Raw genomic sequence first — 14,233 nt, forward strand, 5'->3', positions numbered from 1 at the left:
CCGAATTCGAGGTACAAAAAAACCGGCCTGTGAGGGCCGGTTTTTTTATGCATGCATGGAAAAGGCTTTTTCGGGAGTGGGCTTGCTGCCACCCGTCTCAGTCGCCGAAGTCTTCCCAGCCGCCCATCTGCTTCCAGCGGTTAACGATGCCGCAGAACAGCTCGGCGGTCTTCTCGGTGTCGTAGCGCGCCGAGTGAGCCTCGCGGCCGTCAAAGTCGATACCGGCGGCCTGGCAGGCCTTGGCCAATACCGTTTGACCATAGGCCAGGCCGGCGAGGGTGGCGGTGTCGAAGCTGGAGAAGGGGTGAAACGGGTTACGCTTCATGTCCAGGCGCGCCACGGCGGCGTTGAGGAAGCCCAGGTCGAAGCTGCTGTTGTGGCCAACCAGAATCGCGCGTTTGCAGCCATTGGCTTTCAATGCCTTGCGTACGCCACGGAAGATATCGGTCAGCGCCGCTTCTTCACTGACCGCCATGCGCAGCGGATGGTCGAGCTTGATTCCGGTGAACTCCAGGGCGGCCGCTTCGATGTTCGCGCCTTCGAACGGCTCGACGCGGAAGAAATGCGTGTGTTCGGCAAACACGAAACCCTGCTCATCCATGCCGATGGTGGTGGCGGCAATTTCCAGTAAGGCGTCGGTGGCGCAGTTGAAGCCACCAGTCTCTACGTCGATGACAACCGGCAGATAGCCGCGAAACCGCTCGGCCATCGGATGGCGGGAGCCGCCACCGCTGTGCTCGTGTTCGTCGTCGTAATGGTCTTCACTCACTTGCTTTCCTCCAGCAGGCGCCAGCGCAGTGTTTCACCGGCGCGCAGCGGGATTACGGTCAGCTCGCCAAACGGCAGGCTGGCAGGGGCGGTCCAGTCTTCGCGGACCAGGGTGATGCGGTCGGTATTGGCCGGCAGGCCGTAAAAGCGCGGGCCATTGAGGCTGGCGAACGCTTCGAGCTTGTCCAGCGCATTGCGTTGTTCGAAAGCTTCGGCGTACAGCTCGATGGCAGCAAATGCGGTGTAGCAACCGGCGCAGCCGCAGGCGGCTTCCTTGGCATGCTGGGCGTGGGGCGCCGAGTCGGTGCCGAGGAAGAACTTCGGGCTGCCACTGGTGGCGGCGTCCAGCAAGGCGACCTGATGGGTGTTGCGCTTGAGGATCGGCAGGCAATAGAAGTGCGGTCGAATCCCGCCCACCAGCATGTGGTTGCGGTTGTACAGCAGGTGATGGGCGGTGATGGTCGCGCCGACGTTTTCCGAGGCTTCGGTGACGAACTGCACGGCATCAGCGGTGGTGATGTGCTCGAACACTACCTTGAGGGTCGGGAACAGCTCGACCACGCGACGCATGTGCTCGTCGATGAAGATCTTCTCGCGGTCGAACACATCCACGTCGCCACGGGTGACTTCACCGTGGATCAACAATGGCATGCCGACCTCTGCCATGGCTTCGATGGCCGGCAGAATCTTGTCGATGCTGGTCACGCCGGAGTCGGAGTTGGTGGTGGCGCCCGCCGGATACAGCTTGGCGGCGTACACAAAACCGCTCGCACGGGCTTCGCGAATTTCTTCAGGCTGGGTGCGGTCGGTGAGGTAGAGCACCATCAACGGTTCGAAGTGGCTGCCGGCCGGTCGTGCAGCGAGGATGCGCTGGCGATAGGCGTCGGCTTGCGCGGCATTGCGCACCGGAGGTACCAGGTTGGGCATGATGATGGCGCGGCCAAACGTGCGCGCGACATCGGCCACGGTGTGGGGTAACGCAGCACCATCGCGAAGATGAATATGCCAGTCGTCGGGACGCAGCAGGGTCAGGCGGTCGGACATTGGGAATTCCAGGCGGGTCAATCTGGTGGGAATGCTACCGGAAAAGACTGTTGCAGGCACTCGCTATCAAGTTTTGCAGGATGCGACCGATAGCTGGGGGTATGCCTTAACGACGTATGACGCCTTGATGTGTTGTAGAAACCAGTGGAGCCGCCCGTGCGCCAGCATTATCTAGCCCTGCTCAGTGTGTTCGCCAGCCTGCCTGCAATGGCCCTCACGTTCCAGACACGTCTGGAGAACATTGAGTGGAAGGTGGAAGGCGATCAGTTCGAGTGCCGCCTGACCCAGCCGATCACCGATTTCGGCTCGGGTGAGTTCGTGCGCCGTGCCGGCGAGCAGGCGACGTTTCGCCTCAAAGCCTATAACGGTGCACTCGGCGCAGGCTCGGCGACGCTGCTGGCGGCCGCTGCACCGTGGCAGCCGGGGCGCGGCGATATCAATCTGGGCGCGGTGCGGGTCGGCAGTGGCGATGTGCTGTTTAACAGTTCCCAGGCCCAGGCCGGGCGCCTGTTCACTGGCCTGCTGGAAGGGCGCAGCCCCACTGTGCGCCATTACGGGCGCGAGGGCGGCTACTCGGAGGTTCGCCTGTTGCCAGTGAAATTCAACAAGGCCTACAACGACTATCAGGTGTGCACCGCCAAGCTGTTGCCGATGAATTACGACCAGGTCAAACAGACCGAAGTCGGCTTCCCTGGCGGTGGCGTTGAACTGGACTCTGCTGCCAGGCAGAAGCTGTCGGTGATTCTTGCGTACCTGAAAGCCGATCCCACGGTTAACCATGTGGAGTTGAACGGTCACTCCGACAACAGCGGCAATCGCCTGACCAACCGCGACGTATCGCGCCGCCGTGCCCTGGCGGTGATGGACTACTTCAAGGCCAATGGCATCCCGGAGTCGCAGATCACCCTGCGATTCCACGGTGAAAGCTATCCGCTGGCGCCCAACACCAACGCGGCCAACCGTGCGCGCAACCGTCGTGTGAACATTCAGCTTGAACGCGTGGCGGCCCCCGAAAAACCGGCACCGCAGGCTACCGCTCCAGGCAATCCGGCACACACTTCATAAGGTGCGACCCTCGGTCGCGCCGTCGACATAATCTGTCGCTTTATCTTCATTTGCTGTCGCGCCCCTGTAAATTCACGGTTTTGATCGGTAGAATCGTCGCCTTTCCGTACAACCCCGTGGAGTGATGGCATGGCCGACGTAAACAAGGTCGTTCTCGCGTATTCCGGCGGCCTGGACACTTCGGTGATCCTCAAGTGGCTGCAGGATACTTATAACTGTGAAGTGGTGACCTTCACCGCTGACCTGGGTCAGGGCGAAGAGGTCGAACCGGCACGTGCCAAGGCGCAAGCCATGGGCGTGAAAGAGATCTACATTGACGACCTGCGCGAAGAGTTCGTCCGCGATTTCGTCTTCCCGATGTTTCGCGCCAACACCGTCTACGAAGGCGAGTACCTGCTGGGTACCTCCATCGCACGTCCGCTGATTGCCAAGCGCCTGATCGAAATCGCCAACGAAACCGGCGCCGACGCCATTTCCCATGGTGCGACCGGCAAGGGCAACGACCAGGTGCGTTTCGAATTGGGCGCCTACGCCCTCAAGCCAGGCGTGAAAGTGATTGCACCGTGGCGTGAATGGGACCTGCTTTCCCGTGAAAAGCTGATGGATTACGCTGAAAAGCACGCAATCCCGATCGAGCGCCACGGCAAGAAGAAGTCCCCGTACTCGATGGACGCCAACCTGCTACATATCTCCTATGAAGGCGGCGTGCTGGAAGACACCTGGACCGAGCACGAAGAAGACATGTGGAAGTGGACCGTCTCCCCGGAGAACGCTCCCGACAAGCCGCAATACCTGGAACTGACCTACCGCAACGGCGACATCGTCGCGCTGGACGGCGTCGAGATGACCCCGGCCACCGTGCTGGCGACCCTCAACCGCATCGGCGGCGAGCACGGTATCGGCCGTCTCGATATCGTCGAGAACCGTTACGTGGGCATGAAGTCCCGTGGCTGCTACGAGACACCCGGCGGCACCATCATGCTGCGTGCCCACCGCGCTATCGAGTCCATCACCCTGGACCGCGAAGTGGCTCACCTCAAAGACGAACTGATGCCCAAGTACGCCAGCCTGATCTACACCGGCTACTGGTGGAGTCCTGAGCGTTTGATGCTGCAACAGATGATCGACGCCTCCCAGGCCCACGTGAATGGCGTGGTGCGTCTGAAGCTGTACAAGGGCAACGTGATCGTCACGGGTCGCAAGTCCGAGGAGTCGCTGTTCGACGCCAATATCGCCACCTTTGAAGAAGACGGCGGCGCCTATAACCAGGCGGACGCGGCGGGCTTCATCAAGTTGAACGCACTGCGCATGCGCATCGCGGCCAATAAAGGTCGCAAGCTGTTCTGAGTGTTCCAGGTGATCTGAAAAAAGGCCCCTTATTCAAGGGGCCTTTTTTTGCCCGGAATTAATGTAGAGCGAACATCCTGTTTACTTATGTTTAAGATTGTTTGCTATTAAACACGCCACCCCTGATTTACGCCTCCTGTTCTGAAACTTCACAGGGACGAATGAATTGTTTACACCTGAGCAGGAACTGTTTCTTACAGAAAAATCACTCAAAGAAGTACAGCGTGAATGTAATGCGCTGAAATTTCTGTAGGAATTTTAAGGTGTGGACACCTATGTTGAATGGAACTGAATCAGAGGGAGTGTTTTCACCTGTGCGATCTCGTGAATGCCACAAGCAAGGGGCATTTCCTGAAAGTCGCGTGCGCCACGTTTACGGCCGACCCTTTAATCGGTGCGTATTTCACTCAAAATATGTAGGGGAACGGAAAGTTCTGAAAGGCTGCATAAAGTCGAATGCACCCTCATTGTTGTTTTTTTGTAGGCTGATTCCGATATCGTTGTGGCTTGGGTCTCTGCTTACTGTTGCTCGGGGGGGAACACTATGCCAACTAGGAAACGACTAGGCTATTGTGTTTGCTCTGAATAATTCGAACAGCGAAATTGGACTTTCTTATGAATAAAGTGCTGATCGTGGATGATCATCCCGTGATTCGTCTTGCTGTGCGTATGCTCATGGAACGTCATGGTTATGAGGTCGTTGCAGAGACCGATAACGGTGTCGATGCGTTGCAACTTGCGCGGGAGCATATGCCGGACATTGTCATATTGGATATTGGAATTCCCCAGCTCGACGGGCTGGAAGTTATTTGCCGACTGTCTTCCAGCAAACAGCCATCGCCGTTCAAGGTGCTGGTGCTCACCTCGCAGGCGCCTGGCCATTTCTCCATGCGCTGCATGCAGGCCGGGGCGGCGGGTTACGTGTGCAAGCAGCAGGACCTGACCGAGCTGCTGAGTGCCATCAAAGCGGTGCTTTCCGGCTACAGCTACTTCCCGAACCAGGCATTGAACTCGGTGCGCTCCACCATCGGCAACGCCAGTGAGGCGGACATGGTCGAGCGCCTGTCCGGGCGCGAGATGATGGTGTTGCAGCAATTGGCTCGCGGCAAGACCAACAAGGAAATTGCAGACGGCATGTTCCTCAGCAACAAGACCGTCAGTACCTACAAGACGCGCCTGCTGCTCAAGCTCAACGCGCGCTCACTGGTGGACCTGATCGAACTGGCCCAGCGCAACGGGCTGGTCTGAGGCACGCATTGCCCCGCTATACCGGCAGAAAAAAGCCTCCGTAAGGGAGGCTTCTGGCCGTTTTCGGTTGTATCAGAGGTCGAAGTCATAGTCGGCCAACTGTTTTTTCAAACGTCGCTCTTCAAGGAGATTGTCGATGGTGCGGCGTTTGCTCAAATTGGTCTTGGCCACCTCAACCACAGGCGTCTCTACCACGTCGTCATCCGACTCAACGAGGTCGTCGCTCATTTCCAGTTGTTCTTCGCCAGCGCTCATAAGGTTAACTCCGGGCTAAGACTGCCGTTGGCGCTCCTTATAACGATAATTCACGGGCGGGTAAAAAAGATTTTTTCAATCGTCGAATCAATAAAACCAATGATCGCTCAATCATCGGAGGTTTTTTCCTTGTATTCACACAGGTCTTCGATGCGACAGCTGCCGCAGCGTGGCTTGCGTGCCTGGCAGACATAGCGCCCGTGCAGGATCAGCCAATGATGGGAATCGAGCAGATATTGCCTTGGCACAAATTTCATCAGCTGCTTTTCCACTTCCACCACGTTTTTTCCGCGGGCAATACCGGTGCGGTTGCTGACGCGAAAAATATGCGTATCCACCGCCATGGTCAGTTGCCGGAACGCGGTGTTCAGCACCACGTTGGCAGTCTTGCGTCCCACGCCGGGGAGGGCTTCCAGGGCCTCGCGGGTTTGTGGCACTTCACCGCCATGCAGCTCCATCAGCATCCGGCAGGTCGCAATCACATTTTTTGCCTTGCTGTTGTACAGGCCGATGGTCTTGATGTATTCGGACAAACCTTCAACACCCAGCGCATGGATCGCTGCTGGCGTGTTTGCGACGGGATACAGCCTGGCCGTGGCCTTGTTGACGCCGACGTCCGTGGACTGCGCCGAGAGAATCACCGCAATCAGCAACTCGAATGGCGATGAGTAGGCCAGTTCGGTCTTGGGTTCCGGGTTGTCTTCGTGAAGCCTGCGGAAAATTTCCAGGCGTTTGGCGGCGTTCATCGGGCGGGTGTTCCTTGCTGGCGGTCAGCGTGATGTTGAGGTGGGTTCAAGCAGTGCGGCCAGCGTGCGTTCCGCCGCCTCGAAGTGCTGCTGCAGGATGATCAGTTGTGACTGCTGTTCAAAGGTCGGCGGGTGACCGAACGCCTTCAGGGATTTATGCAGCTGTGCGCGACTCATCGCGACGCCGACTTTGGCTTTCTTGACGGCAGCCTCGGCGGCATCGATTGGTTTTGGGGGGGGAGGGAGTGGCGGCTGGACCCGCGCCAGGCGCTCGGCAATCCTGTGTGTGTCCTCCCGCTTCAGGCGTGCGTTGCGTTGTTCAAAGCGACGCCGCGCCCGGTCGCGCTTGATGCTGCGCAGATGGCGTTGATGATCGTTGGCCGCGAGGTCGCCGACAATCGGCAGGGCAGTAGTCAGGGGACGCATGTCGATGCAATCGACCGGGCAGGGCGCCACGCACAGGTCGCAGCCTGTGCATTCATCGATGATCACGCTGTGCATCAGCTTTGCGGCGCCGACAATGGCATCCACCGGGCACGCCTGAATGCATTTGGTGCACCCGATGCACTCGGCTTCGCGGATATAGGCAACCTGTGCCGGGGCTTCGCCACGGGCCGTGTCCAGATCCAGCACCGGCACATTCAGCAGGTGTGCAAGCCCGACGATCGTCTCCTGTCCGCCGGGCGGGCACTTGTTGATCGCCTCCCCCAGAGCGATGCCCTCGGCGTAAGGCCTGCAGCCCGGGTGCCCGCACTTGCCGCATTGGGTCTGCGGTAACAGCGCGTCGATACGTTGAATCAGGCTCATGCATTGAAACCTGTCATTACTACTTGATGCGCTGTCCCGGCTTGGCGCCGCTGTCCGGGCTCAGCAGGTAGATTTCCTCACCACCAGGGCCGGCGGCCATCACCATGCCTTCGGAGATGCCGAACTTCATTTTGCGCGGCTTGAGGTTGGCGACCATCATGGTCAGGCGCCCATCGAGCTTGGACGGGTCCGGGTACGCGCTCTTGATGCCGGAGAACACGTTGCGCTGCTCGCCACCCAGGTCCAGTGTCAGACGCAGCAGTTTATCGGCACCTTCCACGGCTTCGGCCTTGAGAATCAGTGCCACACGCAGGTCCACAGCGTCAAAGGCGTCGAAGTCGATTTCCGGTGACAACGGGTCCTTGGCCAGTTCGCCGTTGCCGGCGGAGGCAGATGCACCCGTGTCGGTCTGGCTGGCGATCAGGTCTTCTTTCGAGGCGTCGGTCATGGCCTGGACTTTCACCGGGTCGATGCGGGTCATCAGGGGTTTGAACGCATTCAATTGATGATTACCCAGCAGTGTGGCGTGATCGTTCCAGGTCAACGGCGCGACGTTGAGGAACGCCTCGGCATCGGCCGCCAGCAACGGCAGCACCGGTTTGAGGAAGATCACCAACTGGCGGAACAGATTGACGCCGGTGGCGCAGATTGCCTGTACTTCAGCCTCTTTGCCTTCCTGCTTGTTCAGCGACCATGGCGCCTTGTCGGCGATCCACGCGTTGGCGCGGTCGGCCAGGCCCATGATCTCGCGCATGGCGCGGGCGAAGTCACGGGCTTCATAGGCGTCGGCGATACCTGGCGCAGCGGCCAGGAAAGCCTCGGTCAGCTCCGGCGCGGCGTTGTCCGCCACCATGAGACCGGCGTTGCCCTTGTGGATGAACCCGGCGCAACGGCTGGCAATGTTGACGACTTTGCCTACCAGGTCGGAGTTGACCTTCTGTACGAAGTCCTCAAGGTTCAAGTCGAGGTCGTCGACGCCACGGCCCAACTTGGAGGCGTAGTAGTAGCGCAGGTATTCCGGCGACAGGTGGTCCAGGTAGGTGCGCGCCTTGATAAAGGTGCCACGGGACTTGGACATCTTCTGGCCATTGACGGTCAGGTAGCCGTGTACGGCAATGCCGGTCGGCTTGCGATAACCCGAGCCTTCGAGCATCGCCGGCCAGAACAGGGCGTGGAAGTTGACGATGTCCTTGCCGATGAAGTGGTACAGCTCGGCGGTGGAGTCTTTGGCCCAGAAGGCATCGAAGTCCAGGTCCGGCGTACGGTCGCACAGGTTCTTGAAGCTGGCCATGTAGCCGATTGGCGCGTCCAGCCACACGTAGAAATACTTGCCCGGCTCGCCCGGAATCTCGAAGCCGAAATACGGCGCATCGCGGGAAATGTCCCACTGTTGCAGGCCGGCATCCAGCCATTCGGCGATCTTGTTGGCGACGGCATCCTGCAGGGTGCCGCTGCGGGTCCAGGTCTGCAGCATCTCCTGGAAATCCGGAAGCTTGAAGAAGAAGTGCTGCGAGTCCTTAAGCACCGGCGTGGCGCCGGAGATGGCCGACTTCGGATTCTTCAGGTCGGTGGGGGCGTAGGTGGCGCCGCACTTCTCGCAGTTATCGCCGTACTGGTCATCGGTGCCGCATTTCGGGCAGGTGCCCTTGATGAAGCGGTCGGCCAGGAACATTTTCTTTTCCGGGTCGAAATACTGGGTGATCGAGCGCGTATCAATGTGCCCGGCATCACGCAGTCGCGTGTAGATCTGGCTCGACAGCTCACGGTTCTCTTCGGAGTGGGTCGAGTGGAAGTTGTCGAAATCCACCAGGAACTCGGCAAAGTCGGCGCTGTGTTCAGCCTGCACGTTGGCGATCAGTTGTTCCGGGGTGATCCCTTCCTTTTCGGCGCGAAGCATGATGGCCGAACCATGGGCGTCGTCGGCGCAGACATAAATGCATTGGTTGCCGCGATGCTTCTGGAAGCGCACCCACATATCGGTCTGGATGTACTCAAGCATATGGCCAAGATGGATGGAACCATTGGCATAGGGCAGGGCGCTGGTGACGAGGATCTTGCGTGGCTCGGACATGGGGCTCGGCTACTTGATGAAACGGAGGTCGGCCACTATAAAGCGCCGGGCGATTTATTTCACCCCGTGGCGCTGTTTCAGTCTCTTGCGCACAGCCGAAAGCATGCCGTTGAGCGAGCGGAACGGTTAGGATAGCCGCCTGTTTCAGTCAGTCCTTTTTCGGGAGTAGCCCATGAGCGCCGTCAATCGCGCAGCGGTGGAAGCCGTTCTTCGCCAGTACACCGACCCCTATTTGAACCAGGATCCGGTGAGTGCCGGTTGCGTACGCGCCATCGAGGTCCAGGGTGACCAGGTAACCGTTGAGTTGGAACTGGGCTATGCCGCAGGCCTGTTCAAGCGCGGCTGGGCGCAGATGCTGCAGATGGCCATCGAAGGCCTGGACGGCGTGCGCACAGCCACGGTCGACATTCAATGCGTGATCGCGCCGCACAAGGCCCAGGCGCAGATCCCTGGCCTGGCCAACGTGAAGAACGTGATCGCCGTGGCGTCCGGCAAGGGCGGCGTAGGCAAATCGACCACGGCCGCCAACCTGGCCCTGGCCCTGGCACGTGAGGGCGCGCGGGTGGGCATTCTCGACGCGGATATCTACGGCCCCAGCCAGGGCGTGATGTTCGGTATCGCCGAAGGCACGCGGCCGAAGGTCAAGGACCAGAAATGGTTCGTGCCGATCGAGTCTCTGGGTGTGGAAGTCATGTCCATGGCCTTTCTCACCGATGACAACACGCCGATGGTGTGGCGCGGGCCGATGGTGTCGGGTGCGTTATTGCAATTGGTCACCCAGACCGCCTGGGGCGACCTGGACTACCTGGTGATCGACATGCCACCCGGCACGGGTGATATCCAGTTGACCCTGGCGCAGAAAGTTCCGGTGGCCGGCTCGGTCATCGTCACCACCCCCCAGGACCTGGCGTTGCTTGACGCCAGGAAGGGCGTGGAGATGTTCCGCAAGGTCAACATTCCGGTACTGGGCGTGGTGGAAAACATGGCCGTGCACATCTGTTCCAACTGCGGGCATGCCGAGCATCTGTTTGGCGAAGGCGGTGGTGAAAAGCTGGCGAGCCAATATGACGTCGAGCTGCTGGCCTCGTTGCCGCTGTCGATGAGCATTCGCGAGCAGGCCGACGGCGGCAAACCCACCGTGGCAGCAGAACCCGATGGCCAGATCGCGATGGTTTATCAGGAACTGGCGCGTCATGTCGGGGCGCGCATCGTATTGCAGGAAGCGGCAGCGCCGGCAATGCCGACCATTACGGTCAGCGACGACTGATCCTCACGCTGCAGGGGCGAGCGTGCTCGCGCCTGCAAAACTACGCTTCAAGCGTGTCCTTGCGCTTTTACGCAATCGCTGATGTAAGCATTGGCTTACTTTTCCGTAAGTGTTTGGTTTTTTTGCTCGCCATGTCTGCCTTGAATCGCTGCGAGATTTTTCTATCCTTTTGAAAAACAACAATTATTTATAGAGTCTTGGACTCCAGCACCTGTCAGGAGCTCCGTAGTATCCGGTTGAACATCCCTTGGAACTCTTTAACATCAGCCCTGTGTCCACGGAATGACACGGCCATCAAGGAACGGTGGTTTGAAGGAACGTCGCAGGATGCGATTCATCAGGACGATGAAAAAGGAATACAGGGACAGGGAAGAAATGTGGGCGGGTCATACCGCCCCTTTTTTTCGCCTGCAGAAAAGTGAAATACCTGCCCGTTAAATAGCTGCCCTGGAATGCAAAAAAGGCCCGCAAAGGGCCTTTTTTATTGGGGCGGTGGCGCGTTTCAGCGCTCCAGGAATTCGATCTTGCCTGTCTTGCCGTCCCACTCGGCCGCGTCCGGCAGCGAGTCTTTCTTTTCGGTGATGTTTGGCCAGATCTCCGCCAGCTCGACATTCAATTGAATGAAGTTTTCCATACCTGCCGGAATTTCATCCTCGGAGAAAATCGCGACGGCCGGGCATTCAGGCTCACACAGGGCGCAGTCAATGCACTCGTCCGGGTGGATGACCAGGAAGTTCGGGCCTTCGTAGAAGCAGTCCACCGGACACACTTCTACGCAGTCGGTGTACTTGCACTTGATGCAGTTGTCGGTGACGACGAAGGTCATTTCTAATTCTCTCCTCAGGCGGCGGCAGCGAAACCCCTTGTGGCGGGGCTCGCGAGGTTCGGGAGCGATAGTCTGCAGGCCAGGCTAAGAGCCTGCAGCATCCCAAACCGCGCGAGAGTCTACCAGCTTGCAAGCGTCTGCGTTATATCCGAGTCTTCAGTGCATATAACATTTCGAGCGCTTTGCGCGGCGTCAGGTCATCGATATCGAGTTTGGCCAGTTCGTCCAGCACCGGGTGGGGCAAACTGGCGAACATATCGCTCTGATGCGGCGCGGCGGGTTTCCTGCTGGCCTTGGCGGGGCTGGCAACCACGTTTTCGTGGGGCAGCGCCGTGGTTTCCAGACGGCTGAGGTGCTCGCGGGCGCGGGTGATTACGTCGCCCGGCACGCCGGCCAGTTGTGCCACGGCCAGGCCGTAGCTCTGGCTGGCCGGGCCTGGCAGCACATGGTGCAGGAACACGATACGCTCGTTGTGCTCAGTGGCGTTAAGGTGCACGTTGGCCACCAGCGGCTCGTTTTCCGGCAGTACCGTCAGTTCGAAATAGTGGGTGGCAAACAGCGTATAGGCACGCAGGTGCGCCAGGCGCTCGGCAGCCGCCCAGGCCAGGGACAGGCCGTCGAAGGTGCTGGTGCCGCGTCCGACTTCGTCCATCAGCACCAGGCTGCGCTCGGTGGCGTTGTGCAGGATGTTGGCGGTTTCGCTCATCTCCACCATGAAGGTCGAACGGCCACCGGCCAGGTCATCGCTGGAACCGATCCGCGTGAAAATGCGGTCCACCAGCGACAATTCACAGCTCGCCGCCGGCACGAAGCTGCCGATATGCGCCAGTAATACAATCAAAGCGGTCTGACGCATGTAAGTGGATTTACCACCCATGTTGGGACCGGTGATCACCAACATGCGGGTATCGTCATCCAGCGCCAGGTCGTTGGCCACGAACGGGGTAGTCAATACCTGCTCCACCACCGGATGGCGACCCTGCACGATGCGCATGCACGGTTCGCTGACAAAACGCGGGCAGTTCAAGTCCAGGTTCAGCGCACGCTCGGCCAGATTGCTCAGCACATCCAGCTCCGCCAGGGCGGCCGCGGTGTCCTGCAGGGGCGCCAGGCGGCTGATCAGGTCTTCGAGCAGGGCCTCATAGAGCATTTTTTCCCGCGCAAGGGCGCGGCTCTTGGCCGACAGCGCCTTGTCTTCGAACGCCTTGAGCTCAGGCGTGATAAAGCGCTCGGCCCCTTTAAGGGTCTGGCGACGCTGATAGTCGATGGGGGCCGACTCGGCCTGCTTGCTTGGCAACTCGATAAAGTAGCCGTGCACACGGTTGTAGCCGACTTTCAGGTTGGCCAGGCCCGTTCGCGCTTTTTCGCGGGCTTCCAGATCGATCAGGAACTGACCGGCGTTTTCGCTCAAGGATTGCAGCTCGTCCAGCTCGCTGTCGTAGCCGGTCTTGAGCACCCCTCCGTCACGGATGATGGCGGGCGGGTTGTCGATAATGGCCTTTTCCAGCAGCGCGGCCAGATCCGGGTACGTACCGGCCGTCACCGCCAACTGTTGCAGGTGCGGCGTGTCCAGTTCGGTCATCGCCTCTTGCAACTGCGGCAGCGCGCTCAAGGCATCACGCAGTCGCGCCAGGTCACGGGGCCGCGCATTACGCAAGCCGATGCGCGCGAGGATGCGCTCGATATCACCGATTTCCTTGAGTTGCGGCTGCAGCTTTTCAAAGCGATAGCCGTCCAGCAGGCAGGTGATGGACGTCTGCCGCGCTTGCAGCACGCGCAAATCCCGCAGCGGACGGTTCAGCCAGCGGGTCAGCAAGCGGCTGCCCATGGCGGTCTGGCAACGGTCGACCACCGATTGCAGGGTGTTGTCACGTCCGCCGCTGAGGTTGGTGTCCAGCTCCAGATTGCGACGGCTGGCGCCGTCCAGCACCACGGTATCGTCCAGCCGCTCATGACGCAGACTGCGCAAGTGCGGCAGGGCGGTGCGCTGGGTTTCCCTGGCATAGCTGAGCAGGCAACCGGCCGCGCCAATGGCGAGGGTCAGGGTTTCACAGCCGAAGCCTTTAAGGTCCTGCACCGAGAATTGCTGGCACAGGCTTTTCAGCGCCGAGTCACGCTCAAAATCCCACGGCGCGCGACGCTTGGTCCCACGGCGCTTTTCCGCCGGCAGGTCTTTGGGCCAGTCATCCGGGATCAGCAATTCCACCGGATTGATGCGCTCAAGCTCCGCCAGCAGATTCTCCCAGCCCTTGATCTCCAGCACGCTGAAATTGCCGCTGGTGATATCCAGCACCGAAAGCCCGAACAGACGCTCGTCACCCAGCACCGCCGCGATCAGGTTATCGCGCCGCTCATCCAGCAGCGCCTCATCACTCACCGTGCCCGGCGTAATGATGCGCACCACTTGACGTTCCACCGGCCCTTTGCTGGTGGCCGGATCGCCGATCTGCTCACAGATCACCACCGACTCGCCCAGCTTGACCAGCTTGACCAGATAGCCTTCCAACGAATGGTAAGGAATCCCGCACATCGGAATCGACTGCCCCGCCGATTGCCCTCGCGCTGTCAGAGTGATGTCCAGCAGCTTGGCGGCCTTCTTCGCGTCTTCGTAGAAGATTTCGTAGAAGTCGCCCATGCGATAGAACATCAACTGATCAGGGTGCTGGTTTTTCAGGCGCCAGTACTGCTGCATCATCGGGGTGTGGGAAGACAGATCGGAGCTGTTTTTACTCATTGGATAGTAGGCAAATTCGTTGAAAGTGGTGGGGCAAAGGGGCGCTTGGCCCAGC

General features: G+C 59.6%; 11 protein-coding genes and 1 pseudogene. 4 read left to right on the top strand and 8 right to left on the bottom strand.

The features are described 5' to 3' along the window. Positions 1–97: 97 nt before the first annotated feature. Together rnt and pyrC are read right to left on the bottom strand one after the other, a co-directional pair. Positions 98–769 carry a ribonuclease T gene (gene rnt, locus JOE32_RS22865; RefSeq protein ID WP_003231417.1) on the bottom strand — a complete coding sequence of 224 codons (672 nt, stop codon included), beginning with the start codon at positions 767–769 and terminating at the stop codon, positions 98–100. Beyond that, on the bottom strand, positions 766–1,812 hold the full coding sequence (gene pyrC / locus JOE32_RS22870; protein ID WP_209989279.1) for a dihydroorotase: 1,047 nt from the start codon (positions 1,810–1,812) through the stop codon (positions 766–768). The genes rnt and pyrC overlap by 4 nt, the downstream gene beginning before the upstream one ends. A gap of 156 nt (positions 1,813–1,968) precedes the next feature. Between pyrC and JOE32_RS22875 the strand changes: the two genes are divergently transcribed. The 3 genes from JOE32_RS22875 to JOE32_RS22885 all read left to right on the top strand — a co-directional run bounded on the left by JOE32_RS22875 (position 1,969) and on the right by JOE32_RS22885 (position 5,472). Continuing rightward, positions 1,969–2,877, top strand: a complete 909-nt coding sequence (locus JOE32_RS22875) for an OmpA family protein (protein ID WP_209989281.1) — start codon at positions 1,969–1,971, stop codon at positions 2,875–2,877. 129 nt (positions 2,878–3,006) lie between these two features. Next, on the top strand, positions 3,007–4,224 hold the full coding sequence (locus tag JOE32_RS22880; protein WP_209989284.1) for an argininosuccinate synthase: 1,218 nt from the start codon (positions 3,007–3,009) through the stop codon (positions 4,222–4,224). A gap of 615 nt (positions 4,225–4,839) precedes the next feature. Beyond that, positions 4,840–5,472 (top strand): response regulator transcription factor, encoded by a 633-nt coding sequence (locus tag JOE32_RS22885; RefSeq protein WP_003231407.1) that lies wholly within the window; start codon positions 4,840–4,842, stop codon positions 5,470–5,472. A 72-nt stretch (positions 5,473–5,544) separates the two neighbouring features. On the opposite strand, the gene JOE32_RS22890 is transcribed toward JOE32_RS22885, so the two are convergent. The 4 genes and pseudogenes from JOE32_RS22890 to metG all read right to left on the bottom strand — a co-directional run bounded on the left by JOE32_RS22890 (position 5,545) and on the right by metG (position 9,351). Next, the gene (locus JOE32_RS22890) at positions 5,545–5,727 is read right to left on the bottom strand and encodes a hypothetical protein (RefSeq protein WP_209989286.1); all 183 of its coding nucleotides are present in this window, start codon (positions 5,725–5,727) and stop codon (positions 5,545–5,547) included. 107 nt (positions 5,728–5,834) lie between these two features. Then, positions 5,835–6,473 (bottom strand): endonuclease III, encoded by a 639-nt coding sequence (nth, locus tag JOE32_RS22895; RefSeq protein WP_209989289.1) that lies wholly within the window; start codon positions 6,471–6,473, stop codon positions 5,835–5,837. Between the two features lie 27 nt (positions 6,474–6,500). Further along, a pseudogene (gene rsxB, locus JOE32_RS22900) lies at positions 6,501–7,280 on the bottom strand (electron transport complex subunit RsxB); the annotation flags it as partial. A gap of 19 nt (positions 7,281–7,299) precedes the next feature. Further along, positions 7,300–9,351: a methionine--tRNA ligase gene (gene metG / locus JOE32_RS22905; RefSeq protein WP_209989307.1), complete on the bottom strand. Its 2,052-nt coding sequence runs from the start codon at positions 9,349–9,351 to the stop codon at positions 7,300–7,302. A gap of 172 nt (positions 9,352–9,523) precedes the next feature. On the opposite strand from metG, the gene apbC reads away from it, so the two are divergent. Further along, entirely contained in the window at positions 9,524–10,618 is a 1,095-nt protein-coding gene (apbC, locus tag JOE32_RS22910; protein WP_209989310.1) for an iron-sulfur cluster carrier protein ApbC, read from the top strand. A 502-nt stretch (positions 10,619–11,120) separates the two neighbouring features. Here the strand turns inward: apbC and fdxA are convergent. Both fdxA and mutS read right to left on the bottom strand, forming a co-directional pair. Then, positions 11,121–11,444: a ferredoxin FdxA gene (fdxA, locus tag JOE32_RS22915; RefSeq protein WP_057007697.1), complete on the bottom strand. Its 324-nt coding sequence runs from the start codon at positions 11,442–11,444 to the stop codon at positions 11,121–11,123. A gap of 142 nt (positions 11,445–11,586) precedes the next feature. Beyond that, positions 11,587–14,178 (bottom strand): DNA mismatch repair protein MutS, encoded by a 2,592-nt coding sequence (gene mutS / locus JOE32_RS22920; protein WP_209989313.1) that lies wholly within the window; start codon positions 14,176–14,178, stop codon positions 11,587–11,589. Positions 14,179–14,233 lie beyond the last annotated feature (55 nt).

This window comes from Pseudomonas sp. PvP025 (assembly GCF_017832155.1).
In the GTDB taxonomy this organism is placed as follows: Bacteria; Pseudomonadota; Gammaproteobacteria; order Pseudomonadales; family Pseudomonadaceae; genus Aquipseudomonas.